Origin of the sequence: Olleya sp. R77988 (assembly GCF_044594215.1) — a bacterium.
Classification (GTDB): Bacteria; Bacteroidota; Bacteroidia; order Flavobacteriales; family Flavobacteriaceae; genus Olleya.
The window spans coordinates 2,024,370-2,050,747 of the sequence record NZ_CP138988.1 but is presented as its reverse complement, the minus strand read 5'-3'; the positions used below and the strand labels follow the sequence as shown (position 1 = coordinate 2,050,747).

At 30.1% G+C, this 26,378-nt stretch carries 32 protein-coding genes; 29 read left to right on the top strand and 3 right to left on the bottom strand.

The features are described 5' to 3' along the window. Positions 1-3 precede the first annotated feature (3 nt). Together SJY17_RS09270 and SJY17_RS09265 are read right to left on the bottom strand one after the other, a co-directional pair. Positions 4-903 carry a bile acid:sodium symporter family protein gene (locus SJY17_RS09270; RefSeq protein WP_397362287.1) on the bottom strand — a complete coding sequence of 300 codons (900 nt, stop codon included), beginning with the start codon at positions 901-903 and terminating at the stop codon, positions 4-6. Positions 904-906: 3 nt separating this feature from the next. Continuing rightward, positions 907-1,242, bottom strand: a complete 336-nt coding sequence (locus SJY17_RS09265; RefSeq protein ID WP_397362286.1) for a tRNA-binding protein — start codon at positions 1,240-1,242, stop codon at positions 907-909. Between the two features lie 225 nt (positions 1,243-1,467). On the opposite strand from SJY17_RS09265, the gene SJY17_RS09260 reads away from it, so the two are divergent. The 28 genes from SJY17_RS09260 to SJY17_RS09125 all read left to right on the top strand — a co-directional run bounded on the left by SJY17_RS09260 (position 1,468) and on the right by SJY17_RS09125 (position 24,372). Beyond that, positions 1,468-1,914: a hypothetical protein gene (locus tag SJY17_RS09260; protein WP_397362285.1), complete on the top strand. Its 447-nt coding sequence runs from the start codon at positions 1,468-1,470 to the stop codon at positions 1,912-1,914. Positions 1,915-2,182: 268 nt separating this feature from the next. Beyond that, positions 2,183-2,611 carry a hypothetical protein gene (locus SJY17_RS09255; protein ID WP_397362284.1) on the top strand — a complete coding sequence of 143 codons (429 nt, stop codon included), beginning with the start codon at positions 2,183-2,185 and terminating at the stop codon, positions 2,609-2,611. A 163-nt stretch (positions 2,612-2,774) separates the two neighbouring features. Then, the gene (locus SJY17_RS09250) at positions 2,775-3,488 is read left to right on the top strand and encodes a hypothetical protein (RefSeq protein WP_397362283.1); all 714 of its coding nucleotides are present in this window, start codon (positions 2,775-2,777) and stop codon (positions 3,486-3,488) included. Positions 3,489-3,705: 217 nt separating this feature from the next. Then, a complete protein-coding gene (locus SJY17_RS09245; RefSeq protein WP_397362282.1) occupies positions 3,706-4,173 on the top strand; it encodes a hypothetical protein in 468 nt (155 codons plus the stop codon). A 176-nt stretch (positions 4,174-4,349) separates the two neighbouring features. Beyond that, entirely contained in the window at positions 4,350-5,447 is a 1,098-nt protein-coding gene (locus SJY17_RS09240; protein ID WP_397362281.1) for a DUF262 domain-containing protein, read from the top strand. Beyond that, positions 5,440-5,922, top strand: a complete 483-nt coding sequence (locus SJY17_RS09235; RefSeq protein WP_397362280.1) for a HEPN domain-containing protein — start codon at positions 5,440-5,442, stop codon at positions 5,920-5,922. Before SJY17_RS09240 ends, SJY17_RS09235 begins: the two co-directional genes overlap by 8 nt. Positions 5,923-6,073: 151 nt before the next feature. Next, on the top strand, positions 6,074-7,099 hold the full coding sequence (locus SJY17_RS09230; protein WP_397362279.1) for a PIN domain-containing protein: 1,026 nt from the start codon (positions 6,074-6,076) through the stop codon (positions 7,097-7,099). 367 nt (positions 7,100-7,466) lie between these two features. Continuing rightward, the gene (locus tag SJY17_RS09225; RefSeq protein ID WP_397362278.1) at positions 7,467-7,793 is read left to right on the top strand and encodes a helix-turn-helix domain-containing protein; all 327 of its coding nucleotides are present in this window, start codon (positions 7,467-7,469) and stop codon (positions 7,791-7,793) included. A 3-nt stretch (positions 7,794-7,796) separates the two neighbouring features. Continuing rightward, positions 7,797-8,015 carry a hypothetical protein gene (locus SJY17_RS09220; protein WP_397362277.1) on the top strand — a complete coding sequence of 73 codons (219 nt, stop codon included), beginning with the start codon at positions 7,797-7,799 and terminating at the stop codon, positions 8,013-8,015. 24 nt (positions 8,016-8,039) lie between these two features. Next, a complete protein-coding gene (locus SJY17_RS09215) occupies positions 8,040-8,711 on the top strand; it encodes a DNA-methyltransferase (protein ID WP_397362276.1) in 672 nt (223 codons plus the stop codon). Further along, positions 8,692-11,445, top strand: coding sequence for an N-6 DNA methylase (locus SJY17_RS09210; RefSeq protein WP_397362275.1), 2,754 nt, complete (start codon positions 8,692-8,694; stop codon positions 11,443-11,445). The genes SJY17_RS09215 and SJY17_RS09210 overlap by 20 nt, the downstream gene beginning before the upstream one ends. Positions 11,446-11,448: 3 nt before the next feature. Next, positions 11,449-11,754 (top strand): hypothetical protein, encoded by a 306-nt coding sequence (locus tag SJY17_RS09205; RefSeq protein WP_397362274.1) that lies wholly within the window; start codon positions 11,449-11,451, stop codon positions 11,752-11,754. Between the two features lie 241 nt (positions 11,755-11,995). Continuing rightward, entirely contained in the window at positions 11,996-12,805 is an 810-nt protein-coding gene (locus SJY17_RS09200; protein WP_231962841.1) for a hypothetical protein, read from the top strand. 144 nt (positions 12,806-12,949) lie between these two features. Then, a complete protein-coding gene (locus SJY17_RS09195) occupies positions 12,950-13,405 on the top strand; it encodes an HAD domain-containing protein (protein WP_397362273.1) in 456 nt (151 codons plus the stop codon). Beyond that, complete coding sequence (locus tag SJY17_RS09190; RefSeq protein WP_397362272.1) at positions 13,402-13,686, top strand: hypothetical protein; 285 nt, start codon at positions 13,402-13,404, stop codon at positions 13,684-13,686. Before SJY17_RS09195 ends, SJY17_RS09190 begins: the two co-directional genes overlap by 4 nt. A gap of 164 nt (positions 13,687-13,850) precedes the next feature. Next, on the top strand, positions 13,851-14,753 hold the full coding sequence (locus SJY17_RS09185; protein ID WP_151672003.1) for an abortive infection family protein: 903 nt from the start codon (positions 13,851-13,853) through the stop codon (positions 14,751-14,753). A 317-nt stretch (positions 14,754-15,070) separates the two neighbouring features. After that, positions 15,071-15,430 carry a hypothetical protein gene (locus tag SJY17_RS09180; RefSeq protein ID WP_397362271.1) on the top strand — a complete coding sequence of 120 codons (360 nt, stop codon included), beginning with the start codon at positions 15,071-15,073 and terminating at the stop codon, positions 15,428-15,430. 166 nt (positions 15,431-15,596) lie between these two features. Continuing rightward, entirely contained in the window at positions 15,597-16,508 is a 912-nt protein-coding gene (locus tag SJY17_RS09175; protein ID WP_397362270.1) for a hypothetical protein, read from the top strand. 158 nt (positions 16,509-16,666) lie between these two features. Then, positions 16,667-17,251, top strand: coding sequence for a hypothetical protein (locus tag SJY17_RS09170; RefSeq protein WP_397362269.1), 585 nt, complete (start codon positions 16,667-16,669; stop codon positions 17,249-17,251). A gap of 144 nt (positions 17,252-17,395) precedes the next feature. Then, entirely contained in the window at positions 17,396-18,046 is a 651-nt protein-coding gene (locus tag SJY17_RS09165; RefSeq protein WP_397362268.1) for a hypothetical protein, read from the top strand. Positions 18,047-18,211: 165 nt separating this feature from the next. Then, positions 18,212-18,946: a hypothetical protein gene (locus SJY17_RS09160; protein ID WP_397362267.1), complete on the top strand. Its 735-nt coding sequence runs from the start codon at positions 18,212-18,214 to the stop codon at positions 18,944-18,946. A 162-nt stretch (positions 18,947-19,108) separates the two neighbouring features. Next, positions 19,109-19,633 carry a hypothetical protein gene (locus SJY17_RS09155; RefSeq protein ID WP_397362266.1) on the top strand — a complete coding sequence of 175 codons (525 nt, stop codon included), beginning with the start codon at positions 19,109-19,111 and terminating at the stop codon, positions 19,631-19,633. Positions 19,634-19,777: 144 nt separating this feature from the next. Then, positions 19,778-20,353: a hypothetical protein gene (locus SJY17_RS09150; RefSeq protein ID WP_397362265.1), complete on the top strand. Its 576-nt coding sequence runs from the start codon at positions 19,778-19,780 to the stop codon at positions 20,351-20,353. A 158-nt stretch (positions 20,354-20,511) separates the two neighbouring features. Beyond that, the gene (locus SJY17_RS09145; protein ID WP_397362264.1) at positions 20,512-21,054 is read left to right on the top strand and encodes a hypothetical protein; all 543 of its coding nucleotides are present in this window, start codon (positions 20,512-20,514) and stop codon (positions 21,052-21,054) included. Between the two features lie 163 nt (positions 21,055-21,217). Then, positions 21,218-22,030, top strand: a complete 813-nt coding sequence (locus tag SJY17_RS09140) for a hypothetical protein (RefSeq protein WP_397362263.1) — start codon at positions 21,218-21,220, stop codon at positions 22,028-22,030. Positions 22,031-22,211: 181 nt separating this feature from the next. Next, the gene (locus tag SJY17_RS09135) at positions 22,212-22,679 is read left to right on the top strand and encodes an SPFH domain-containing protein (protein WP_397362262.1); all 468 of its coding nucleotides are present in this window, start codon (positions 22,212-22,214) and stop codon (positions 22,677-22,679) included. Positions 22,680-22,832: 153 nt separating this feature from the next. Then, on the top strand, positions 22,833-23,609 hold the full coding sequence (locus SJY17_RS09130; protein ID WP_397362261.1) for a tetratricopeptide repeat protein: 777 nt from the start codon (positions 22,833-22,835) through the stop codon (positions 23,607-23,609). A 145-nt stretch (positions 23,610-23,754) separates the two neighbouring features. Continuing rightward, positions 23,755-24,372 carry a hypothetical protein gene (locus tag SJY17_RS09125; protein ID WP_397362260.1) on the top strand — a complete coding sequence of 206 codons (618 nt, stop codon included), beginning with the start codon at positions 23,755-23,757 and terminating at the stop codon, positions 24,370-24,372. A 54-nt stretch (positions 24,373-24,426) separates the two neighbouring features. Here SJY17_RS09125 and SJY17_RS09120 read toward each other — a convergent pair whose 3' ends face one another. Beyond that, the gene (locus SJY17_RS09120) at positions 24,427-25,392 is read right to left on the bottom strand and encodes an IS110 family transposase (protein WP_397362259.1); all 966 of its coding nucleotides are present in this window, start codon (positions 25,390-25,392) and stop codon (positions 24,427-24,429) included. A gap of 351 nt (positions 25,393-25,743) precedes the next feature. Between SJY17_RS09120 and SJY17_RS09115 the strand changes: the two genes are divergently transcribed. After that, entirely contained in the window at positions 25,744-26,331 is a 588-nt protein-coding gene (locus SJY17_RS09115; RefSeq protein ID WP_397362258.1) for a Crp/Fnr family transcriptional regulator, read from the top strand. The last annotated feature ends 47 nt before the right edge of the window (positions 26,332-26,378 follow it).

Below are 26,378 nucleotides of genomic sequence, written 5' to 3'. Positions count from 1 at the left end.
GTATTATTTTTTATCCATTTTAGACCAAACATAGGCTAAAACTAATCCAGAAATGATATGCCAAATTCCCCAAAAAGCAACCAAAACTGCCATTCCGCCAAGACCATTAAAAAAAGTAAACACTAATAAAAGTCCTAAACCAGAATTCTGGATTCCAGTTTCTATACTTAACGTTTTTTGGTTTTTAAAAGACAAACCAAATAGCTTAGCTATACCAAATCCTAATAGTAAAGCTACAATATTATGACCAATACCTATTGCTAATACATGATGAATATAATTTAAAAAAATATCTAGATTTTTTGAAAACGCAATAACTACTATACTTATAAAAATTAAAATGGAAACAGGTTTTAAAATTGCAGAAAGCTTTGTAGCCATTTTAGGTTTGTAGCTATTAAAAAGCATCCCTAATGCTAAAGGAATTCCTAAAATTAATATCATAATTTTAAAAACATCCATTGGATGCAATGTTACAGTTTTTAATATTGTTGCTGTAGGCTGATATAAATGACCATAAAACTGAAAGTTAAAAGGTGTAAAAAACAAAGCTAAAGTAGACGCAAAAGCAGTTAAACTTACAGACAATGCTGTATTACCTTTTGATATTTGTGTTATAAAGTTACTAATATTTCCGCCAGGACAAGCAGCAACCATAAACATACCTAATGCAATACTTGGTACAGGTTTAACTAATAACACCAATAAAAAAGTAATTAAAGGTAATAGTATAAATTGAGATAATAATCCAACTAAAATAGGCTTAGGTTGCTTGGCTAATTGTTTAAAATCATTAATATTAATTCCTAAAGCAACACCAAACATAACTATTGCTAGCGCAATATTAAGGATAAACAATCCATTAACATCAAAATTTACTTGTGCCTGATTAACATCTATCATAAGCTATGATACAATAGTACCATTTGGCACTTTGTTTTCTGGGTTTAGCAAAATTACGTCCTTACCATTTACAGCTCCAAGCACCAAACACTGACTCATAAACTTAGCTATTTGTTTTTTCGGAAAATTAACTACTGCAACAATCTGTCTGTTTAACAGGTCTTCTTTTTTATATAAAGTAGTAATCTGTGCACTGCTTTTTTTTATCCCTAAATCTCCAAAATCAATCGTTAATTGATACGCTGGATTTTTAGCTTCCTGAAAATCATTAACCTCTATAATAGTTCCAACACGTAGATCTACTTTTGTAAAGTCATCAAATTGTATGGTTGTACTCATAATTATTACTAGTTTATTAGCATATGCAATTTAACGTTTTAAGTTTAAATAAATAAACAGAAACTAAAGTTACTAGTATACTAAAAAAAAAAATATAGTATAAATAACCAATCACAAAAAGAGGAACAAAAGGTGAGCATATCATTCCAAAACAGGACGTAAAAAGGAATAAATGCTTATATTTATCCTCATATAACCAGTTAGGCACAATAAAAACTCACTCAAATGAAGATGAATAGAATTAAAAAGACATCACTATTTACAATTTTAGTTTTTGGAATTATTTGGGTATTAACTTCTTCTTTTCAAATGACTAATGAATTGACAAAAGAACAAGCAATTGAACTCGCAGAACAATATATTATTGACAACGGATATACGAATTCGCCCGCAAATAAAAATAACCTTAATTACGAGTTATTAGACGAAGATGACGTGGACAAAATAATTGCTCGCCGAAAAAACACTCTACATAAAAAGGCATTTTGTATTTCCGAAAATGAAAATAGATGGGATGTCGGATTTCTATCGACAAGTGTTGACTTAAATAAACTTGACTCTGAAAAACGCAAAACAGATTTATCAGGTCGAGCTGTAATTGTAATGAAAAATAGAAAAGAAATAAGAATCGCACATAAAGAACCGCTGTTTTCTTATTTTGAGAAACTATAATTGAATTAAGAAAACGGAAAAATCACTGTGCCTAACAATGTATATAAAACATAGCTATTATAGGCTTTCACAAAGGTTTTTGTGTGTTTTCGAAGACCACCAAATTTTTAAATTTGGCTTTTAGTAAAATAAAGATAAAAAGAAAAATATAAAAATTCGGCTCGTGCTTAATTCGAAAAGTTAGCGTCTATTTACACGCTACGTTTCATACACTAGACCGTTGTGTGTAAGTGAAACAAAACTCGAACTGAAATTTAAAAATAGAGATATGAAAACAAAAATGAATTTAAAAAGACCATTTTCGATAATAATAATGGCACTACTTTTTTTGACAGCATCATCTGAATTAGTAGCTCAAGAAAAAACGGCTGATTTAAAAGATTTTAAGTTAATCGTTGAGAAAACTGACAACGGAATAAAAATGAAAAGCGAAAAAGGTAGTGCTTGGATAGACTTGTCATTTAGCTTAAATAATTATCGACCACAAGCGGTTGATGAATATGGAATGACTGAATTGAAAAACGTATCGGAAAATAAGGACGAAAAACTTGCCGACTTTTTATTTACGATTACTAAAACGGAAAACGGAATTGAACTGAAAGGAATTGAGGGAACAGCTTGGACTGAATTAAAATTTTCTCTTGTTGAGAATAAAAAGCAAGCGATTAATCAATTCGGAATGACGAGTCTGAACTAAAACACCTACACACAACACCGTATAAAATTAATTGCTAGTTCTAGCCTACTTACGAAAATCCTCGCGGATTTTCTATTCGGTTTGTATTTGCTAAATTAGGTGCTTAAAACACGCAACTAATCTTATACAATCACGTTACCTGTAATTCTCTGAAAAAGACAGAATGAAAATTTTAATAAGCATTTTAGTAATAGGAATAGCAATTTATATTGCAACTAAAGAGAATGGAAATCCATTAAAAAAATTAAGTTCTTTAAAAAAGGAGAAAACTACTGCAAAGGAATTTCTAAAAACTATAGAGTCATTAGGTTATTTTAAATATGCTAATAAAAAAGACATTGAAAGGTTAAAGAAAAATCATTTGGAAAGTTTTGACCCTGAAGGTTCCTGGGGAGGAATTTGGGACGATGAAACAAATTTACCTCTTGATTATAGATACTATTTTTGCGATGGTGAAACTGTTTTTGAACAAGGTGGCTTTAAGGAAATACTAAATGAATTTAGTGGAACTTTTGAAAAAATAGGCTTTAATTTAAAAATTGGAAATCACTTTGAGGAATGGGACAGCGAGAATGAATGGTTGAATCATAAAATAACTCTTAATGAGACTGAATATATAATCTTTAAAAACTTTAAAGGTTATGGCTGGGGAGAAGCAGTTCAAAGACTTGCTGAAATAATAAATGAAGAATTAGAAAAACAAAAAATAGAAGAAAGAATTTATCTAATTAGTGGAGGTAATGATGGATCATTAATATTTTTAGATAATGAATTGTATAAATATTTCTATAAAACTTTTACAGACCCTGAATGGAAACCTCTTGAAGTGAAAGAGTGGTCGAAAGTAATGGGAATTAAAGAAATGAAAGTGGAATAAAAACTACAGGTAACACCGTGTAAAAAAAATTGCTGGTAAAAGCCTACTTACGAAAATCCTCTCGGATTTTCTTGGTTCGTGTTTTATTTACTAACTTTATTGCTTAAACCACGCAACTTTCATTACACAAACACGTTGTAAGCAATTTAACACTCATCTGAAATTGAAATTTGAAATACCTTTTAAATCGGAAATTTACCTGAATCAAGTTCAATTGATGATACCAATAATTTATAAGCATTATTTTAAAGATGCGAGAGAATCATTGATTGTTGGTCTGTTATCTGCACTGCTTGGAATTTTTATATTAATAGGGAATTCTTATGTCGGAATTGTATTTATCGTATTAGGAATATTGTTCATAATAAAATCATTTCCGAAATTCAAACTATACAACACTTTAAAAAGAACTCATTTAGAAATAACTAAAGAAAAACTATCTGAAAACCAATCGGATTTTGGAAACGGAATATTTGAATTCAATGAAAATTCTTTGAAATATATTGATAAGTTGCAGACACGAGATATTAAATGGAATGAAATCAAAAACTTTAAAGTTGTGGAATCAAATTTATTCTTGATTATAGAGCAAGAAAAAGGAGATATAATGGTAATTGGAGAAGAAGAAATTGGAAATGAAAGTTTCGGAAAAGTTCTTGAATTTGTAAAAACTAAACTGAAATAAAAACTGCTTACAACAACGTGTATAACTAATTACTTGTTCTGTGCGTACTCGGAAAATCCTTCGGATTTTCCTCTGATTCGTGATAGTTTATTATCTTTAAGCTAGCCAACGTAACTAGCCATAACACGAACACGTTAGGCACAAGCAGAGGAACAACATAGAAAAAACATAGAATAATGAATGGAAATGAAATAGGTGAAAATCAAGTTGACGAAGAAGTAATTGACGTTGACGAAAAAGATGAATCTCAAGCAATAGTGATATATGACATATCAAGTTATGGTGCTGACTATGATGTTGAAGGTCTTGTAAAAAGATTAGATAGAGGAGATATTTTTATTCCTTCGTTTCAAAGAGACTATGTTTGGAATCAAGTAGAAGCCTCGAGATTAGTTGAATCTTTATTATTGGGACTTCCTGTTCCTGGAGTATTTCTAGCAAAAGATAATGACTCTAATAAACTATCTGTAATTGATGGACAACAAAGACTAAAATCATTACTATTTTTCTACAAAGGTTTCTTTAATCCTAAAGAGGACGATACTCGTAAAAAAGTTTTTAGATTAAAAAATGTTCAACCTCAATTTGAGGGGAAAACTTACGAAGACCTTGAAGAAGAAGATAGAATCAATTTAGACGATTCAATAATACATTCTACAATTATTAAACAAGAAACACCTAACGATGATAACACTAGTATTTATCACGTATTTGAAAGATTAAATACTGGTGGACGAAAATTAACACCACAAGAAATTCGCTCTGCAATATATATTGGAAAATTAAATGACTTAATAATTGAACTTAATGAATATCCTTCTTGGAGAGAATTATTTGGAAAGAAAAATAATCGTTTAAAAGACCAAGAGATGATTTTAAGGTTTTTTGCATTTTATCACCTAGTCGAAAATTATACTAAACCTTTAAAAGAATTTTTAAACAAATTCAATGGAAAATATAGAAATCCAAAAGAGGAAGAAATAGAAAGATTATCTAATATTTTCAAGAAAACAACGGATGTTATTTTAGAACATTTTGGTAAAAATGCATTTAGACCTGACCGTGTTTTTAACGCTTCAGCTTTTGAGGTATTAATGGTTGGAATTGCAAAGAGAATTGATTCTCAAATTGATTTTTCTAAAGTTGCTTCAAATATTAGAGAACTATATGACAAACAAGAATATATAGATGCAATAACTAGAGCCACTTCAGATGACAAGGTTGTGAAACAAAGACACTTAATGTTTGACCAATTTATAAATGACAATGTTTAATAACGCTGAATTAGAAAGGCAATATATTAAACTCAATAATTTAATTGCTGAAACAAAAGAGAGATTTGAACCAGATGACGAAATGCAGTCACATATGGCAAAATACTTATGCATTCTTTGTTCTGGATTTTTAGAAAATGCAATTAAATCTACATTAACTGATTTTGCAAAAGACAAAACAGATAATGAAATGGTTTTAGCATATGTAAAATCACAATTACAAAGAATAAATAATCCGAATGCCAAAAGGATTAGAGAAACAGCGGAAATATTTAGTAGTACTTGGAAAGAAAGACTAAACGTTTTTATGCAAGAAAATGATAAAGCATCTGCAATAAATTATATTATTAAGGATAGACATAAAATTGCTCACGGAAAAGACTCTGAAATAACTATCAGAAGAATTGAACAATACTTCTCGAAAGTTGTTGAAGTATTCGTATTTATAGAACAAGATATAATTGCCAGTGCCTAACACCGTATAAAATTAATTGCTGGTTTTAGCCAATTTACGAAAGTCCTCGCGGACTTTCTATCTGTGATTTATTTACTAACTTTAGTGCTTAAAACACGCAACTAATCTTATACAACAACGTTACCCAACATTTAAAAAAACCACAATCTCTATGACAAAAATTCTAATTGATACTTGTGTTTGGTTGGACATTGCAAAAACAGACAAAGGCGAAAAAATCATCAATCTATTAGAAGAATTTATAAAAGAGAATGAAATTTCCTTATTAATACCTGACATCATACTTTCCGAATTTAATCGTAATAAAGATAGAATTGCATCCGATGCTAAAAAAAGTGTAGCAAGTCACTTTAAGAAAGTAAGAGAAATGGTTTTTACACACGGAAATAAGGATACTAAAAATAAAATATTAGCTGAACTAAATAACATAGACCATAAAATACCTGTTCTTGGAGATATGGCTCATTATTCAATTGGTCGAATAGAGGAATTATTTTATCAAGCAGAAATTATTAATGTAACGGACGAAATAAAACTTAGAGCAACTCAACGAGCTATTGATAAAAAAGCACCTTTTCATTTGTCTAAAAACAGTATTGGAGATGCATTAATAATTGAATGTTATTTAGATTATAAAATTAAAAACGAAGCTCAAGAATTCGGACTGATTTTCGTTACTCACAATAAAAATGATTTCAGTTTAAGAAATGGAAATCAAAAGGAACCTCACGAAGATTTAAAATACATTTTCGATTCGCCAAAATCACAGTATTTTATAAATTTAACAGAAGCCTTGAACAGTATTAATTCAGAACTGATTGACGAAGTTGAGTTTCAAAACGATTGGGAATTAGAACCGAGAGGAATAACCGAAATTTGGAAAGCGGAAAAAGAGCTGGAAGAAAAAATTTGGTATAACAGACATCAAATTAGAGCTGAGAAAATTGAGAGCGGAGAAATTGAAATTATTGATATGGCAGAATTCACTATTGAAAATGCAAATTCGACTATAGTAAATACAATTTGGGAAGGAGCAAAAAAATCAGCATTACAAGTTGAGGAGAAATATGGTAAAGAAAATTTGTTTTGGGATGATTTTGAATGGGGAATGCTTAACGGAAAGTTGTCTGCATTGAGATGGACAACAGGAGAAGATTGGGACAATTTAGATACTTAGTGAATAAAAAACGTTGGGTAACAATGTATATAAAAAATAGCGCGAGCAGTTGCAAACACAATGGTTCGGGCACTTTTTCGAGGTCGCCAAATTTTTAAATTCGGCTATTTGAGAGAAAAAAATAAATAGAAAAATTTAAAAATTCGGCTTGAGTTTAACCGAATGGATAGCGTGCAAATCAGCGCTACTTTTCATATACGGAGCCGTTGTACACAAGCTGAAAAGCCAACCGCACAGTCAAGCACATTTCATTTTTCTCGTGCCTCAAAAAATAAAAAGAGCTTGCCTTTTCCCACCACTCGAATTGGAAATCAAGAAACATTTATTATATTTGTCAAATACTGACAAGTCTAAATATTCAAGTCAAATGAAACAATCTTTCGGAGAATACATCAGACATTTACGGACAAAAAATGAACTTACTTTAACCCAACTCGGTGCAAAACTTGATTTGGATTCTGCCAATTTGAGTAAAATTGAAAATGGAAAAAGAGATTTTGACGAAAAACGTTTAACTCTACTTGCTCAAGTTTTTGATTTGAATTTAGAAGAATTGAAAACAGAATTTTTTAGCGACTTATTTGCAAAAAAACTTTATGAAAGTAGTTCTTCAATAGATGCACTATTTGTTGCAGAGAAGAAAGTTAAATATCTACGTCAGATTAATGCTAAACAAGAAAGTCTTAAACTTTAAAATATGCCAAACAGTTTAAACAAATACTTAAATAAAGTAATTCAAGGCGATTGCCTTGAAGAAATGAAGGGAATTCCAAGTAAAAGTATAGATATGATTTTATGCGATTTACCTTATGGAACAACTCAAAATAAATGGGATTCAGTTATCGACCTCGATAAACTTTGGACTGAATATTACAGAATTATCAAAGATAACGGAGCAATTGTACTTACATCTTAGGGCGTTTTTACAGCAAAACTAATATTGAGTAACGAAAAGCATTTTAAATATAAAATTGTTTGGATAAAATCAAAAGCAACAAATTTTTTGAATGCTAAAAAGCAACCTTTGAGAAAACACGAGGATATTTGCGTTTTTTATAAAAAACAACCAAACTACAATCCTCAAATGACAGAAGGCGAAGCATATGACAAAGGATTCAGAAAAGACCAATTAACAGGTAGTTATGGAGATTTCAAATCAAATCACGTAAAAAGTAATGGAAATAGGTATCCAACAGATGTGATTGCGTATGAAGAGCAATCTATTGAAGATTTTGTTTATATTAAAACAGCAGAATCTGAAGGAACTGTTTATCATCCAACTCAAAAACCTATTGAATTAGGTAGATATTTGATTAAAACTTTTACGAAACCAGGGGATGTAGTTCTTGATAATGCTTGTGGAAGTGGTAGTTTTTTACTTTCTGCTATTTTGGAAAACAGACAATTTATTGGTATCGAAAAAAATGAAGATGTTTTATTACATAAAGTTGATGAAGTAGATTACATTCAAGTATGTACAGATAGAATACAAGAAACTTTAAAAAGGAAAGAAGTAGAGAAATCTACTTTACGTTTATTTAATGAACCAATAGCAAAATATCATACCTTAAACTATAACACCAAAGTTCTCAATGGCGAAAGTTACGTATAACGAAAGAAGTTGGGCTATTGATGTAATTAGTTCAATAGAGGTTTTCTTAGCAAATAAAAGCTGGCATTTTAAAGGAGCTGGAGGAGAAAGTACTATAAGTAATAACAAGAAAAGTCTATTTCCTGATGTTTTATTATTTAAAGACCTTACTAAAGATATAATTGTTCAAGGTTGGGAGTTAAAAATGCCTGATACTCAAATAAATGATGCAGAACTTATAAGTAACGCAATAAAAAAGGCTAAAATATTAAAAAGAGATAGTTTTCTTTTATGGAATGTAAAAAGTGCTGTTTTATATATTAGAAATGGCGATAACTTTGAAATTCACAAAAGTTGGAATGACATAAATATCAATTCCCGTCTTGAAGTAAAACCCAATGAACAACTTTGGAAAGACTTATTGTTTGAAATTCTTGCTGACTTAAATGGCTTTTTTGAATCTGGAGAAATTTCAGAAGTCACCTCACAAGAAATATTATCTATTGATGAAGTAATAGATGTTGTATTAGAAAATACAACTAATACAGCAGAAACACTAAAAGCTAAATCCAGAACTACTCGCCTATTAGATGCAGAAATAAATCTTTGGTGGAATTCATCTTCAAATGAATATGGTTTTACCACAAGTCAAACGGAACATAAACTACCAACTTTATCAATGGTAGTTTTAACAGATTGGGTTTTTAAAATAATTTTTGCGCATATTTTAAAAAAGCATTTTAATGAAGCTAAAGAAATTGAAAATATTCAAAGGTCGACTTCCATAGTTGATGCAATGGGAATATTAACGTCTATTTCTCAAAAATGTAATTTCTGGAATATTCTCAGTCCAAACCTTGGTCAGCAATTTATTTCGGATGTTGCTTGGAACGAATTAACAGAACTAAATCACTTCCTCTCTACTGTAAATATTGAAGCTATTGAAATTGAAATTCTTCATCAATTACTACAAAGTACAGTTGCAACAGCCAAAAGAAAAGTAGCAGGTCAATTTTCTACACCTAAAAAATTAGCAGATTTATTAACTCGTCTAACTATTGATGACAAAACAAAAATAGTAATTGACCCTTGTTGCGGAACAGGAACAATTATAAAACAAGCCTATGAATTAAAAGAAGAATATGAAATAAATTCTAATGATATTCTTAATACCATTTGGGCTTCTGACAAACATTCATTTCCTATTCAACTTTCGACATTAACAATGGCTAAACCATCAAATATTGGAAAGATAGTCAACATCTTTAGTTCTGATGTAATTGAACTAAACCAAGGAATCACTATAGATTTTAGAAATCCAAATAATGGAGAAATCGTACAAAAAGAATTCCCAACAGTAGATTATGTTGTTTCCAATTTACCATTCATAAAGAGTAAAGAAATGAAAGTTTTAAATCCAAATATAGTGGATATTAACGATTGGATAAAAGACGAAGCAGAGACAACAGAGACATTAAGTGGTAAAAGCGATATTTTTGCATACATTCCATTTTACCTTCACCAATTCTTATCCGAGAATGGTAAAATCGGACTAATATTATCAAATGCTTGGTTGGGTACTGATTATGGCGAAAAATTTCTAGAACTTTTTCAAAAATTCTTTAAAATAGATTTCGTAGTAATCTCTGGAAAAGGAAAATGGTTTGATAATGCAGATGTTGTAACAACAATATTAGTTGCATCAAAAAAAGACCCAAAAATAGAGATACCAGAAGCAAGCGAAATATCTTTTTGCACTTTGAAAGAAGAGTTAGAGGTAATTGATGATATGAAGACATTGAGCGATAATATATTTATCAATACAGAATCTGAAAATATAACAATTAATAGATATTCTCTAGCACAAATAAAAACTTTAGAAAACTTTGGAATTCCTTGGTCAGGCTATTTTTCTAATCTTAGTTGGGTTGATAATGTTAAAGACAGTCTTATCAGTACTAATGAGATTTTCCATTTCACACGAGGAGAAAGACGTGGTTGGAATCCTATGTTTTATCCTGCGTCAGGACATAATATCGAACAAGAATATATCAAACCAGTCCTTAAACATTTAAGAGGAACTACAAATTTAGAATGCGTTTCAAATGCAGAAGCTTTTTGCTGTTCTAGAAGTATTGAAGAATTAGAAAACTTAGGACATAATGGAGCAATAGCTTGGATTAATTCATTTGAAAACCAACGAAATGGAACTAATAGACTTTTACCCGAAGTTTTAGCAAAACCTAATATGCATTGGTATGAAATGTCAACCGAAAATATGGCTGACTTTGTAGCTAATGTAAATTATGACAAGAGTTTGTTCATTGCAAAATTTGAAAACCGCTCGTTTATTGACCAACGAATGATTGGCTTTTCAGTAAAGGCTGAGTATCAACAAGAAAACAAAACATTATACTTAGCTCTTTTAAATAGTACTTTAAGTCTATTTTTAATTGAAAGTTTTGGTTTTGGTCGCGGTTTAGGAGCATTAGATTTGAGAGCAACAAAATTCGAACGAGACTTTAAAATTTTGAATCCTAACATTTTGACAGCTGACCAAAAGTTACAGATTATAGAATTGTTTAGACCAATTATGCAACGAAACAGATTACCACTTGAACAGGAATTAGAATCAGCAGACAGAATTACTTTTGAAAATAATTTAATGGAAATATATGGTATTTCAGAATATTACGAACCAATTAAGAATTCATTAAAGCAATTGTATCGAATTCGTTTTGCAGTAAAAGACTAGAATATGGCTTACGAAGAAATACCAGATATAACCTTAAAAATGATTATAGACGCTGGAATTATTAAAATCGGAACTAAGGTATATTCATCACCGAATAATGAAATAGTTGGCACCCTAGATAAAGAAGGAGCAATAACATTTGAAATAGATAATGAAATGAAAACTTTTCATTTTCCTAGTGGAGCTGGAAGAGCAATTACGAAAACTAGTATAAACGGTTGGAAATATTGGCGAATTTTAGATAATGGAATTTATAATGAATTGAGTTATTATAAGGAAAAATATAAACAGACTGAAAGCCAACGCTAAAAGCCATACACATTTGCAATTCGCTTCAGCCACCACACAAGCCAAAAATTGCAAAAGAGTATGTCTTTACCAACGCTAGCAAGTTTGCGGAAAGAAAAGCCAGTGTACAACAATGTATAAAAATAATAGCGGTTTAATCGCTAAAACAAAAGTAGATAATAATAAAAAAGGTCTGTGTTTAACCGAAAAGTCAGTGCGTGTAAATCCGCTACTATTCTTATACTAGACCGTTAGGCAAAATATGAAGAAACGACAGATAAATCCAATTGACTTGCTAATTGATAACCTTTCTGTGAATTTTGCTAAAATTAATGACTTTGAAAAACTACAAGAGTCAGAAGAAGGACAAAGACTTTTTGATTTAATAGTGAAATCTACATCGGAAATGGAATCTTTTCAGACTCTATTTTTGAATTATTACATTCCAGCAGCGAACAGGTCAATTGCTGACAGTTGGACACATATTTCAAAATCAAAATACAAGAGTTTATTAAACATCTCAAAGCAAGATTTAAAAGACAATTTGTATGAAACAATCCGACTTGGGTACGTTGGATTATTTCATAAATATGAATCTTATCTAAAAGATTTAGTTGCTGCGACTAATTTTCTGTTTGCGGAATTAAGAGAAGAAAATAACTTACTGACTTTAGAGAAATATTGTAAAAAAGAATACAATATTGACATTTACAAATCACACTATCAATTCGACATAACAAAGAGGGTTAGTTACATTTGTAATTGTGTTAAACACAAAGATAGTTTCCCTGTAAAAGAACCTATCCATCCTGATTTCAAACACTCTGATAGAAACAAAAAGATTGAAATTGAAAAAGAAATTTTCAAAATAGATATTGAACGAATGAAAATTCATTGTCAATCTCTTCAATCCCAATTATTTTCAATGGGATTTAAACAATATTTGGAACTTGAATTTGAAACAATACTCGAAAGCGTAAAACCTGAACTAAAAGAAAGTTTAGAAACAAAGGAGAAAATTCTATTAGCAAAGAAAAATTTCGAACTTGTTTTATCAGACTTTAGAAAATAAATACTTTGCCTAACAATGTATAAAAATAATGCTAAATTAGTTGCTTAATCAAAGGTTAGTGCACTTTTGTTACGTCTGATTTTCCTTCGGAAAATCCTCGCACACAAAACCGCACTATTCTTATACGTAACCGTTAGCTACAATTTGAGAAACGACAAACTTTTGATATTAGATTTAGATGGAGTGCTAATAACAAATCCATCTTGGAAAGCCGACCGAATTCACTCGGATGGATATTCTGAATTTAATAAATCTTGTGTTGAAAATCTAAACAGACTTCTCACTCTTGCGGAATTTGACATTTGGTTGAGCTCAACTCGTCGGACTGTGAAAACTCTGAACGAATTTAATCTGATTTTTAAAAATCGTGGAATAAAAAAAGATATCGTTGGATTTTTACCAGAATACACAGATTGCAGAAATCGAAAAGAGGAAATTTTAAAATTTATAACGGAATTTCAAGCGTCTGACTTTCTAATTATAGATGATGACAAATCATTAAATGGACTAGAAAGCGGAATAAAAGAAAGTCTCATTTTGACTGAATTGACAAAAGGCTTAAATAGTGAAAAATTAAAAGAGGCTATCGAAAAAATATGAAACGAAATTGTCAAAAATGTTCTGATAAAGAATTTGAAGTTCCTGAATATACTCTTGAACAAAAAAAGATGCTATCTGATTTAAAAGCAAATAAAAAACTTGGAGAATTAATCACCAAAATAGAATCACTACACAATATCAAAAGTATTGACGCTAAATTTAATTTTATGCATATCAACACAAAATACGGAAAATGTAATCGTTGCAAAGTTGATAACCTTAAAGGTGAATATGTGATTTGTCCGAAATGCAAAGCACTAAATTTTAATTGGAAAATATAAAAACTGTAGCTAACACCGTGTATAATTAATTGCTAGGTCACTGCTGACTTACGAACATTCCTGCGGAATATTCTATCTGTGATTTATTTGCTAAATTAGTTGCTTAACCACGCAACTAACCATACACAATACCGTTGTAGCCAATTAAAAAAAACCGAAACTCATTGAACAAAATATCTCAAATAACAAGACAAAATATATTTGACTTTATCCAAGTCGAAGGATTTTGGTATGCTGGAAGACTTGAAGAATCAAATTTTTTATCACGAATGTTTGATTTGGAAAATATGGTTTCTAAAGACGACCGTTTTCCGAATGCAGCTGGAGATATTTGGCAACATCGAGTAAATAATTATGATTGGGAAGATGATTGGATTTTTAATGATGACAGGTTTAATCTTTTAAATTGTGACGACTCAAAATTTCTGGATTTTCTTTGCGAAATGATTCATCCTTTAGTCAGAGCAGATAAGTCAGAAGTTAGTAAATTACTTCAGATTTTTAACGACAATTTAACCGATGATAATTTCGAAATTGTTGAAAAGACAAGAATATCAAATAAACCAATTTTTGTCGGTAGAATTAAAATAAACGGAAAAGAATCTATCGAGAAAAAAGGGAATGAAATAAAAAAGATTTTAAACGCAGATTACGTTTCTCAACAAATTAATTTAATGGAATCTTCAATTGAGAATTCCCCACATATTTCAATTGGTTTAGCAAAAGAATTAATTGAAACTTCTTGTAAATCAATATTTGACGAAAGAAAAGAGGAATATGACAAAAATTGGGACTTGCCGAAATTGATGAAAGAAACGACTAAATTATTGAAACTAACACCAGATGATATTCCGAATGAAGCAAAAGCTGCAAGTTCAATAAAACAAATTTTAGGTAGTTTATCATCAGTCGTCCAAGGAATTGGAGAAGTTCGAAATGAATATGGTAGCGGACACGGAAAAGACGGAAAATTTAAAGGTTTACAACCAAGACACGCAAAATTAGCAGTTGGTGCAGCTTCTACTTTGGCAATTTATCTATTAGAAACACACGAACTGAAAAAATAACTGGCTACAACACCGTATATAATTTATTGCTGTTTCTAGCCTACTTACGAAAATCCTCGCGGATTTTCTATTCGGTTTTTATTTGCTAAATTACGTCCTAAACCACGCAACAAACCATATACAAACACGTTGCCATTCATTTCGGAACGCACTCTGAATCGAAAAATTATAGTTTATGAAAACTGACTATAGTTGAGTAAAATAAAAATTAAAATAGCATCGGATTTTTTAGTTCGTTTGTGTAAGCAGAAACTGAATTGAAAAGTATAGCGGAATAACACTCTAACTGAATTTACTCAACGCTGATAAAAAAATAAATGAACCAAATAAGTGGAAAAAAAATAATTATTTCAGGATTGGTTTCATCGAAATTAAATCTTGAAGAATATCTTATTCCTATTAGGAGTCAAATTATAAATCAAGGTGGAAAAATAATTGGAGAATTAGTTCAAAGAAGAGGAGTTTCTAGAAGTAAAAAACCAGGAGGCTCAAAAATGTTAGATTTACCTCTTAGTTCTCGGACATATATTAGTAAAGGAAAAATTGAAGAACTAAAAAAATTATCAAACAATCTTAATCCAGATATTATTGTGTTTATTAATAATCTAACTGAATCTCAAATACAAAATATTGAGAATTTGATTGAAATAAAAGTTGAAAAAATAATAGCGGAATAAAAAACGAAATGGCAACAACGTGTATAATTCATTGCTAGGCTCTAGCCTACTTACGAAAATCCTCGCGGATTTTCTATTCGGTTTGTATTTGCTAAATTAGTTGCTGAAACACGCAACGAAATCATACACAAACACGTTGTGCTTAATTACCAAACTAAATAAAAGTATGTCTAGAAAACAGAATGACATTAAGAAAATATGCTATTTCTGTTCTAAACCAATAGAAGATAAGAAGACTTTAGAACATATTATCCCCAATAGTTTACTAGGGAAATTAGGAATAAAAGAAGATGAACTTAAAGGAGAAGGAGCTTTTCAGTATAGTAGAATAAAAGTACCTGCACATAGTTCTTGTAATAGCGGTTTTGGCAGTGAATATGAAAACAGAATTATTGAATTACTTGACAGTCCAAAACAACTTTATGAAGATTTAAAAGCTGAGGAAAGAGGAATGTTAATGCAATATGGACCTGATAAATCATTGACAATGCTTATTTCAACTTGGTTATCTAAAATTTATTATGGTCTCTTTTATAATGATTATTTAAAATTAGAAGAGTCTGAATATACTAAAATAGCAAAAAGCATAATAGAAAGTAGTAATTTCAAAATGATACAAGAAGCTTATCAAGATGGTGTGGGATTTTGCATTCCTTCTAGTTTATATGTGTTTACTTCAGAAAATGAAAGCTTTGATTTAAGAACTATGATTTATCCTCAAACCATATTAATGAAAGTTAAATCATTAACGATGATTTTATGTATTGGAGATGGTTTTTTAACAAAAAACTATCTAAATAATGGAATATTGGAAGACTATAGAAAATTCCTCTCCAAAGAAGAAAAGAAAGAATCAAGATTTCCTGTTCATCTTTATGGACTTGCTGAAATCATAGCATTAAGAATGCATATTCCAAAAGAACCATCTTACCTTTATTCCAAAAAGGAAAAAGAAATTTTCAATATGAGTTTAACAACTGGAGTAAATAACCCAGAGGAATATTATAAAGTTGACGAGACCTCAATTATGAAAAAAAGGGTCGAAATATTAAAAGAATGGAATGTTAAAATTGAATAATAACTAAGCACAACACCGTACAAAATTAATTGCTTGCTTTTTGCTTACTTACGAAAATCCTCGCGGATTTTCTTTGTCAGTAATTATTTAGTAAATTTAATGCTTAAACATCGCAACTAATCCTGTACAAACACGTTACCACACATTAGACGAAACCAATGAAAAAAGGAGTTTTAATAACAATAATTGTAATTATAATTATCGGAATTGCTTATTTCGGAATTGAAATGTTCGGCTTTGCAAAAGGAGTTAAAGAAGATGCGAAAAAAGAAAATCTGAATGCGGAATTAAATGCTCAAACTCAATTTTCTGGTTATCCGACTTCCGACAAAGTTGAATTTAATATTAAAGCGGGAAAAGAATATTATGCGGGAAAACCAATTGAAATAAAACTGATTTGGAAAAACGAATCTGATAAAAACGAAAAAATAATGATTAGAGATTATTGGGATCATCCAATCGGAACTGGAGCATCAATAACGGATTTAAATAATGTAAAATTAACAAGCCAAATTTCAAGTCATATATTAAGTTCTCAATTATTTTCACCAGACGACTTAAAAGAATATGAAATTGAACTCAAGCCAAACGAAACAAAAGAATATTCTGTTGATTTATTAAAAATTCCAATTTTAAAACAAACTGAATCTAATCCGAAAAGCACTTTACCGAAAGGAAAGTATAAAATTCAGGTGTTTTATTATTCGAAAATGTCAAAAGAAATTGAAATCGAAATAAAATAAAAAACGTGTGGTAACACCGTATATAATTTATTGCTAGTTCTAGCCTACTTACGAAAATCCTCGCGGATTTTCTATTCGGTTTTTATTTGCTAAATTAGGTGCTTAACCACGCAACAAACCATATACAACAACGTTACCACACATATGAAAAAAACGCTGAAATCAATATTCGTCTTTTCGATTTTGACCTTGTTTTTCTGGAATTGTAAAGAAGAAAAAGTCATAAGTGAAACGGAATTTGAACAAAACGTTTTCTACGAAGTATTTCCTGCTATTTTAGATTCAATCTACTACGAGAAAAGACTAGCCCCACCACCACCGCCACCGCCCGAATTTTTCCAAAAAGAAGAATATAAAAACGATATTGACAAAGGAATTCAGGACTATAAACAAACTGACAAGTATAAAAACGATATTAAAAAATGGGAAAGAAAAAAAGACTTTCTGGAAAGAGATAATGCTTTAATATATTTAGTGATTTCTGATTCTATTGGTGGATTTGAAAAATATAAAATTGACCTTAATAGACTGAAATCAAACAATGAAAAGATTAAATTCAAATATCGCTCGGAATTCCCAAATGGACGTGAATTTTGGCGAACTGAATATGACTTTTTTATTGCAGCAAGCATTCACTTTGGTGGAATAATATTTGACAAAACTAAAAATACTGGCGTGCTGAATGGAGGTTATACTATGGGAATTTTAAACGGAAGTGGCTTTAGAATTTTTATCAAGAAAAATGACAGCGGAAAATGGATAATAGATAAAATTGAGGGAACTTGGATTTCGTAAATAAAATACGTGTGGTAACAACGTATAAAATTAATTGCTTGGTACGAGCCTACTAACGAAAATCCTCGCGGATTTTCTATTCGGTTTGTATTTGCTAAATTCGTTGCTAAACCACGCAACTAATCTTATACAAAACCGTTGTGCATAATATCCGAAATCACGAGAATGAAGAAAATAACGACAATAATTTTGACTTTAATAAGCCTGACAAGTTTCGCTCAAAGCGTTGAAACGATTACCGAAAAAATATCGGACAAAATCTGTGAATGTATGAGTGACGAATTAAAAGAATACTCGGAAATAAAACCTGAATTTAACAGATGTTACGACAAGGAATTTAATTTCATCTTTAACATTGTTGACTCAACTGAACATAAAATTTTAGTTCAAAAAGGAGCTTTAGAGAAAGTGAAAAATGGAATCATTCCAAAGTTAAATGAAAAGTGTGAAAAAATTAGAAAGCTAATCAAAACTGACGTAGAAAGTTCGACTGAATCTGGCACTGAAAACCCTTGTCCAACAAATTTTGAGAGTAAAGACTTGAAAAAAATTAAAAAACGAAATGGAGAAATAGTTGCCTTTAATGGATTGGTGACAGAAGTTCACACTGCTCAAAATGACAAACCTTACTATCAAGTCAAATTGGAAGGTGGAAAAACCATTTGGATAGCTTCATTAGTGAAAAGCGGATATGAAAAAGAAGGAAAGATATTAAGATTGTTGGGATACGTTTCAGAAGTTGGAAATGACGAAATAGCAAAAAAATATAATAACTCGAACTTTCACATTCTTGCTTTTTGTGTTATTGAAATGGAAACTAAACAAATGGCAATGCTTCCAGGTTCTGAACTTCAAATTAAGGAATGGATGAACGGAAAAATCCCAAAAGGAGAAAAATAAAAATACTATGCACAACACCGTATAAAATTAATGGCTAGTTCTAGCCTACTTACGAAAATCCTCGCGGATTTTCTATCTGGTGTTTATTTGCTAAATTAAGTGCTTAAACACGCCACTAATCTTATACAAAACCGTTGGGCACTATTAGAACGAGATTAACAAATGACAAACATAAATTCTAAACTTGAATCATTCGAAAACGGAAAATTGATTGACATTGTGAAAAATTATAAGCAATATGGTTATGATAATGATTTGAGAAATATTGCACTTGGAATTTTAGAGAGAAGAGGAATTAACAAAGAACAACTGGAATTATCTGGGAATTTTGAAAATCACTCTTACGAATCTGCAAAAGGAATACATAAATTATTTAGTCGGAATTCAAAAATTGCTTTTATACTTTACGGAATAGTGTTAATCACGAATATTCTTGCTTCTGTTTTCGAACGAAACTCTGAATTATTAGCATCAATAATTCTAATAATTAATTGGATTTCGATAATACTATATTTTGTGTTTTTAGTAAAGTCATTTATGAATCAAAATGATTTTTATAAAAAAACAGGAAAGAAAAATGACTCAAACAGTATTTTGATATATGTTTTTTTAGGACTTCCTTTTTACATATTCACTTATTTTTATTTCCGAAATCAAATGAATGATGAATTGAAAATGGTAAAATAACAGTGCCCAACACCATATATAATTTATTGCTAGCTTTTTGCCTACTTACGAAAATCCTCGCGGATTTTCTTTGTCTGTAATTATTTACTAAATTAGTTGCTTAAACCACGCAACAAACCATATATAAACACGTTACCTACAATATTGAAAAAACTGCTTCAAATAATAATTCTGACTTTAATCACATCTTGTGGTTCAACTAAAAATACGACTGACTTAATTGCGGACGAAAAGTTTGAATTATGCTCTGAAATCAAATATAATCGACTCGTAACGGAAGTTGGACCGATTGAGGGAAAACTGATTTACAAACAGAATATTCATAGTTTATTAGAAAATTCACTACTTCAAGAAAAATATCTGACTGAAATAAGCAAAAGCGGATATTCGGAATTATTAAAAAAAGCGAATCGGAAAGAAATAAAATCTGAATTTTTTGAGAAACTTAAATCGGATTTAGGTTTTGACCCTTATTTGTTATTTCCAATAAATTCTCATTTATCTTGTTACGGTTATTTATTTGAACAATTACATATTCTTGACAAGTCAAGTTGGCAATATCAATTTTGTTTAGCTTTTAATAAATTTGAGGCTTACGGAAATTTAGAAAGAGAAAGCGAATATTTGATTGAGGTACTGAATAAAATTCCAGAAGATAAATTTCAATTAATAATGTATCGGAAATTATTTTTGGATTTTATATACACTACATTAAATTAAAAAAACTGTAGGTAACACCGTGTATAATTAATTGCTTGGTTCACTGCCGACTTACGAACATTCCTGCGGAATATTCTATCTGTGATTTATTTGCTAAATTAGTTGCTTAAACACGCAACTAACCATACACAAGACCGTTACCCAACATTTGACAAAAATTGAGAAATAGAACAAAATATATACTTCTGATTTTAGCTATTGCTGGATTTGCTTTGTCGTATTATAACCATTTTAATGCATTAAACGAAACGAGTTTTGAGCCTATTGAATTGACCTACGCAAAAAGATTTTTCGGAATTGGAATTTTATGTGCTGGAATATATCTTTTTAAGAAAAATTGGAGAAATATATTAACTAAATTTATGTTGGGAGCATTTGGAATTTGTTTTGCAATAAACTTATTCTTGTTCATAGAAATATATCCATATGTTCAAATTGGAAAATTATACGCTGAATACTCTGAAATAGAAACTTGCGGAGAAATGGAAAAACGATTTGCAACTGACTTGAAAAACGAAGAAATAGTTTATTTTCAGTTTGGAATTGGTTACGATATTGAATTAGTAGAGACGCTTAAGGAAAAATATAAAATTCAATCCATTGGAATGGGCTGTACGATTCAGTCTGAAAAGGAATGTTATAATAAACTCGTCAATGAATATCTGAAAGAAAAACATAACGACGGAATAATTGACTATTGAAAATAAAAAACGTTGGGTAACACCGTGTATAATTCATTGCTAGTACAGGCTTACTTACGAAAATCCTCGCGGATTTTCTATTCGGTTTGTATTTGCTAAATTAGTTGCTGAAACACGCAACGAAATTATACACAATCACGTTACCACACATTTGAAAAAACCTATGGAGGACAAAATTGATAGAATCAAAAAATGGATTAATAAAGGTGGTTTTCCATTTGAAATGAAAGTAGCCAAAGCTTTTAAAGAAGGTGGTTTTCAAATAGGACAATCAATTTTATTCAAAGATTCTGAAACTGGAAAATATAGGGAAACAGATATTATAGCTCACATAACGAAATCTGTAGAAAAAGTTTGGTTTAATCTAACATTTGTAGTCGAATGTAAAAAAGTTGTCGGAAAACCGTGGATTGTTTTAAAAAGTGATTCTGAATATCAAACTCAAAAAGATAAACTACCAATTTTCGGAAGTAATAACGCTCAGTTATTAATTAAAAAAATCCATTCTGAATCTAAGTTTCGTTCACCACTTCTATTTCCTGATTTGACCAACTATGGATATAACATAGTAACTGCTTTCTCAGAAAAAAATGATTCTTCTTACTCAGCTAGCCAAAGTGTTATAAAGGCAACCGATTATTTAGTTAATAAATCGAATGAATCGAATAGCAAGTTTTGCAATATTTACATTCCGATTATAGCAATTGAAGGCGAATTATATGACGGAAGTTTGACAAACGATAATGAAATAAAACTTGAAGAAAAATCTGTTTCAACCTTCGTTTCTACGAAATCTTTTGAAGAAAATGGATTGAGTGTTTTAACTGTAGTTACTGAGAAAAAATTAGCTGAATATATCAAGGAATTGAAAATTGAGTGTACAGCATTTTTTGAAAAATATGATAAAGAATTAAGAGACATTGCGAAATCGAATCCAACGAATTTGAATTTGACCATTTATGACAATGACTTCTGATAAAAAAACGTGTGGTAACACCGTATATAATTTATTGCTAGTTCTAGCCTACTTACGAAAATCCTCGCGGATTTTCTATTCGGTTTTTATTTGCTAAATTTAGTGCTTAAACCACGCAACAAACCATATACAACAACGTTGTGTACAATTTGCGAAATAAATACTTTAACCCAAAAAACGAATGAAAATAAAAAAGGTTTTTCTATCATCTATCTTTTTACTAATTCTATTTGGTTGCATTCAAAAAAATAATCAATCACGTCAGTTTTCGAAACTGATGAAAATTCAAGCACTTTCTACTGACGGAAAAGAAATCACACTAAGTATTCAGAATTATTATCTATTTATATCTGAACAAAGCAAGCCATTTGACCAAAAAGGATACTTCCGAGATGAAAAAGAAAATGGGGATTATATAATGGAACCTATTTTGCGTATGGCAGTAAGGAGCGTAATTGGAAGATATAACCCAACAGAATTATCTATAAAAACCAACGCGGAATTAGAAAATCAAATAATTGATTCTGCAAATTCTTTAACAATTGAATCTGAAAAAAAAGATAAATTAAAAGTACAAATCAACGCTATTATTTTGAAAGAAATAATTTATTCAGAATCAGCGAAAGAGAGTATAGTAGATAATGAATAAAAAAACTGTACACAACATCGTATATAAAAAATTGCTATTTTAGGCTAAATTTAAAGGTCGTTGCTTGTTTTGTTACGTCTGATTTTCCTTCGGAAAATCCTCGCATACAAAACCGCAACTTTCCATATACATAAACGTTAGGGTACATTTGAGATGAAGAACATTACAACAATTTTAATTATGATTTTGGCAGTTGTTAGTTGTCAAAATAATTCTGTTTCTGATGCTGATAAAAAGAAAGCAATAGAACTGAATGACCAAGCTGTGGAATTAATAATGAAAGGAGAAATTAATGAAGCTGAAAAACTCTATAAACAAGCATTTGAAATTGACAAAACTAATCTGAATATTCATTATGCACTACTTGGTGTTTATGGACAAAAGAAAGAAATTGACAAAGCTTTTGGACTTTTAAATCAATTACCTGAAGAACAAAAGAAAACAGCTTATTACTTTCAAACAAAAGGAGGAATCTTTGAATTGGATGGAAATATGGAAAAGGCAAAAGAAAACTATGTAAAAGCTTATGAGTTAAGCGAGGTTGGAGAAATTCGAAATGAACTTGACTTAAATACTCTTATTGGATATGCTATGATTGAGACTTTTGCTGGACACAAAGAAAGAGCAGTAAATAGAATAAATGAAACACTAAAAACCGAATGGCTGACCGAAAGCAATAAAGAATATTTAGAAACATTCAGAAACGAATTTGAATTTTATCAAGGTAATGGGTCTATGGAATTTGAAAATAAGACAGAGATTACAATTTGCACCAAAAATATTGATAGTTTAAAACGTATTTTAAAGAAACATCATATAAATACTTCTGGAAGTAGCTCACCAATCGGGAAAAATAAATTAGCAGAATTAAGAGTTAATGACAAATACCGAAGTGGAATTGAAAAACTTGGATTAAAAGAATGCGAATAAAAACGTACCCTAACACCGTGTATAACCAATTGCTTGGTTTGTGTGTACTCGGAAAATCCTGCGGATTTTCCTATTGGTTAGTTTTCTTTTGTTAACTTAGTTCTCGCCAACGCAACAAGCCATACACAAGCACGTTGTGTAACATATGAACAAACTCTTATCAATATCATTATTACTTACATTAACTATGAGTTCATGCGATACTCGTGAAAATGAATCTCATGAAAATAAAATTCTTGAAAAGAATGATAATGCTTTCAAAAGTGAAGTTCAAAAATTGTATTTAGGCTTAAATCTTAATCAATTACCAAGTAAAGTAGTTAAAGAATCCAAATTAGATTTTGAATTTGAAAAGAATATATATGGTTCTGAATCAAAAGGCAATTTAAAAACATTAGTTTCTTTCATAACTCTTTATGAAAACCATCCGAATATAAATTCTGACATTAAAAAAGGAAGCATCTTAATAGAATATTATGAACCTGAAAAAATCAAGAATGTATATGGTTGGGATTTACGAATGTTGTTCAAAAATGAGTTAGACATGATAATTGAATACGATAAACTAATAAATCAATTTGAGAAATACAGTCTCAAAACTAAAGTATATGAAAAAGAAAAAGATGAATTAGGAATCGTTTTTAAAACGACTGTTTTTCACCTTTCAGTTGATGAAAAATTTCCAAGTATATCTTTCCATTATAACAAATTGTTTGACAATAGTTACCCAATAAATATTACTTACAACCCAAAATTGGATTGAATTATAAAAAAAATACGTTACACAACAAAGAACTGAGTTAAAAAACAAGCGATTTTAAGTTAATTTTGAAACAAAGTTTTCATCATAAGGTAGTCCACTTTTAGCTATTGCAAAAGCTTGTTTTAGTAGTTTATTTGCGACTGCTATTAATGCTAGTTTTTTACTCTTTCCTTTTGCTACAATTCGGTCAAATAAAGCTTTACAGGCTTTGTTATATTTATTGGCAGAAAACGCTGCTAAAAAAACTAAATTCCGAAGCTTCTTATTTCCTACTTTACTTATTCTGCTTCGTCCTCTTACGCTACTTCCTGATTCCCTAATGGTTGGTGTTATTCCAACGTAACTACAAAGTTGTGATGCAGTTTCAAACTTCTTAAAACCATCTGTGACTACTATTAAAAATAATGCAGTTTTCATCCCTATTCCTGGTATGGTTTGCAATAATGTTAATTGCGCTTGTTGTTCTTGTTTTACTAATTCTAAAAGGCGTTTCTCTAAATGTAAAATCTCTTTCTTTAAATGCTTTAAGTCGCGATTTAAGGATTGATAAACCGTTTTTGATGGTATTCCTAAAGTGTTCTCGCCATGAATTTTATTTTTTGTGGCTGTACTTTTTTTAACGTAACTATCCAGTAATCTAAACAGCTGTAAGCATTCTGCTTGCACATCTGTTAGCCCATTATACAATGGAACCTCGTTAATGGTTCCGTACTCACAAATGGATTTTGCATCGCTCTTATCGGTTTTTACTTTTGCTAATTTCATCTGGATAAAGCGTTTTACAGATAATGGATTAACTACAGAAACTAACACTCCATTTTTATACAAAAACTGTGCTAATCTGTAATGATAATAACCTGTAGCCTCCATGACTACTAATGCCTTTTTGGGTAAACTTTTTAATAACTGTTTAAAGCCTTTTTCATCATTTTGTAATTGATAATGTCCTTTTGTTTTACTGTAGACATCAAAAACATTTTTACTAATGTCAATACCATAAAATTTTTTATCTTTAGTCATAACAACTTAAAATTTGGAAAGAACAGAAGCTACTCACATTTCAACAACTTAAAATCGAGATCTAGGTCTCACAGAACTGAACGAAGTTTAAGTAGTAAAAGAGAGAGGATTATCAATGTTGTCGAAGTCTAAAGCTTCACCGTGTATAGTAATCTTATTTCTCTCTTTTGTTCTTTCTGATTAATACTTAAATTTAGTGAATTGCAAACTTAAGACGTGTATAATTTCATTGCTAGTTTTAGCCTACTTACGAAAATCTTCACGGATTTTTTATTCGGTTTTTATTTGCTAACTTTATGGCTTAAACACGCAACGAAATCATACACATAAACGTTTGTGCGTCATTACTGAATGAAAGTAAATAAAAAAGAAATAATAAATCAGATTAGTGAAACATATTCAAAATTGTCTTTTGAATGTCAACAGAAATTATCCAATAGTTCTAACGTTTTAGTTCTGCCAAAAGGTGAAATACTTGTCAAAGAAGGACAATATTCTGATAAAACATTTTTCATCTTTAATGGATGTGCAAGAGCATACTATTTGAAAGATGGAAAAGATATTTCTGATTGGTTTGCTTTCGATAATGATTTTATTAGTTCTATAAATAGTTTTTTTCTCAATGTCCCAAGTCCACATTTTATAGAACTGCTGGAAGATTCCATATTATTGGAGATATCAAGAACAGATGTAGAAAAACTATCTAATGAGTACAGTGATTTTGAACGTTTAAGTAAAATAGTTGTGACAAAAACAATGTTACAACAACAGGAAAGAATTTCGTCTATGCAATTTCATTCGGCAGAACAGAAATATGATAATATTTTATCCATTCGACCAGACATTACTCAAAGAATTCCACTAACGCATATAGCCTCGTATATTGGGATTACACTTGAAACATTAAGCAGAATTCGAAATATAAAAACCCGAATTTGATATAAATCAAATGACAACTTAATTTTTAAGTTGATTTTTGTCAAAAA

Excerpts from the sequence above, each read along its gene's own strand:
- SJY17_RS09270 (WP_397362287.1), bottom strand. The coding sequence starts at position 903 with ATGATAGATGTTAATCAGGCACAAGTAAATTTTGATGTTAATGGATTG.
- SJY17_RS09265 (WP_397362286.1), bottom strand. The coding sequence starts at position 1,242 with ATGAGTACAACCATACAATTTGATGACTTTACAAAAGTAGATCTACGT.
- SJY17_RS09260 (WP_397362285.1), top strand. The coding sequence starts at position 1,468 with ATGAAGATGAATAGAATTAAAAAGACATCACTATTTACAATTTTAGTT.
- SJY17_RS09255 (WP_397362284.1), top strand. The coding sequence starts at position 2,183 with ATGAAAACAAAAATGAATTTAAAAAGACCATTTTCGATAATAATAATG.
- SJY17_RS09250 (WP_397362283.1), top strand. The coding sequence starts at position 2,775 with ATGAAAATTTTAATAAGCATTTTAGTAATAGGAATAGCAATTTATATT.
- SJY17_RS09245 (WP_397362282.1), top strand. The coding sequence starts at position 3,706 with ATGATACCAATAATTTATAAGCATTATTTTAAAGATGCGAGAGAATCA.
- SJY17_RS09240 (WP_397362281.1), top strand. The coding sequence starts at position 4,350 with ATGAATGGAAATGAAATAGGTGAAAATCAAGTTGACGAAGAAGTAATT.
- SJY17_RS09235 (WP_397362280.1), top strand. The coding sequence starts at position 5,440 with ATGTTTAATAACGCTGAATTAGAAAGGCAATATATTAAACTCAATAAT.
- SJY17_RS09230 (WP_397362279.1), top strand. The coding sequence starts at position 6,074 with ATGACAAAAATTCTAATTGATACTTGTGTTTGGTTGGACATTGCAAAA.
- SJY17_RS09225 (WP_397362278.1), top strand. The coding sequence starts at position 7,467 with ATGAAACAATCTTTCGGAGAATACATCAGACATTTACGGACAAAAAAT.
- SJY17_RS09220 (WP_397362277.1), top strand. The coding sequence starts at position 7,797 with ATGCCAAACAGTTTAAACAAATACTTAAATAAAGTAATTCAAGGCGAT.
- SJY17_RS09210 (WP_397362275.1), top strand. The coding sequence starts at position 8,692 with ATGGCGAAAGTTACGTATAACGAAAGAAGTTGGGCTATTGATGTAATT.
- SJY17_RS09205 (WP_397362274.1), top strand. The coding sequence starts at position 11,449 with ATGGCTTACGAAGAAATACCAGATATAACCTTAAAAATGATTATAGAC.
- SJY17_RS09200 (WP_231962841.1), top strand. The coding sequence starts at position 11,996 with ATGAAGAAACGACAGATAAATCCAATTGACTTGCTAATTGATAACCTT.
- SJY17_RS09190 (WP_397362272.1), top strand. The coding sequence starts at position 13,402 with ATGAAACGAAATTGTCAAAAATGTTCTGATAAAGAATTTGAAGTTCCT.
- SJY17_RS09180 (WP_397362271.1), top strand. The coding sequence starts at position 15,071 with ATGAACCAAATAAGTGGAAAAAAAATAATTATTTCAGGATTGGTTTCA.
- SJY17_RS09175 (WP_397362270.1), top strand. The coding sequence starts at position 15,597 with ATGTCTAGAAAACAGAATGACATTAAGAAAATATGCTATTTCTGTTCT.
- SJY17_RS09170 (WP_397362269.1), top strand. The coding sequence starts at position 16,667 with ATGAAAAAAGGAGTTTTAATAACAATAATTGTAATTATAATTATCGGA.
- SJY17_RS09165 (WP_397362268.1), top strand. The coding sequence starts at position 17,396 with ATGAAAAAAACGCTGAAATCAATATTCGTCTTTTCGATTTTGACCTTG.
- SJY17_RS09160 (WP_397362267.1), top strand. The coding sequence starts at position 18,212 with ATGAAGAAAATAACGACAATAATTTTGACTTTAATAAGCCTGACAAGT.
- SJY17_RS09155 (WP_397362266.1), top strand. The coding sequence starts at position 19,109 with ATGACAAACATAAATTCTAAACTTGAATCATTCGAAAACGGAAAATTG.
- SJY17_RS09140 (WP_397362263.1), top strand. The coding sequence starts at position 21,218 with ATGGAGGACAAAATTGATAGAATCAAAAAATGGATTAATAAAGGTGGT.
- SJY17_RS09135 (WP_397362262.1), top strand. The coding sequence starts at position 22,212 with ATGAAAATAAAAAAGGTTTTTCTATCATCTATCTTTTTACTAATTCTA.
- SJY17_RS09130 (WP_397362261.1), top strand. The coding sequence starts at position 22,833 with ATGAAGAACATTACAACAATTTTAATTATGATTTTGGCAGTTGTTAGT.
- SJY17_RS09125 (WP_397362260.1), top strand. The coding sequence starts at position 23,755 with ATGAACAAACTCTTATCAATATCATTATTACTTACATTAACTATGAGT.
- SJY17_RS09120 (WP_397362259.1), bottom strand. The coding sequence starts at position 25,392 with ATGACTAAAGATAAAAAATTTTATGGTATTGACATTAGTAAAAATGTT.
- SJY17_RS09115 (WP_397362258.1), top strand. The coding sequence starts at position 25,744 with ATGAAAGTAAATAAAAAAGAAATAATAAATCAGATTAGTGAAACATAT.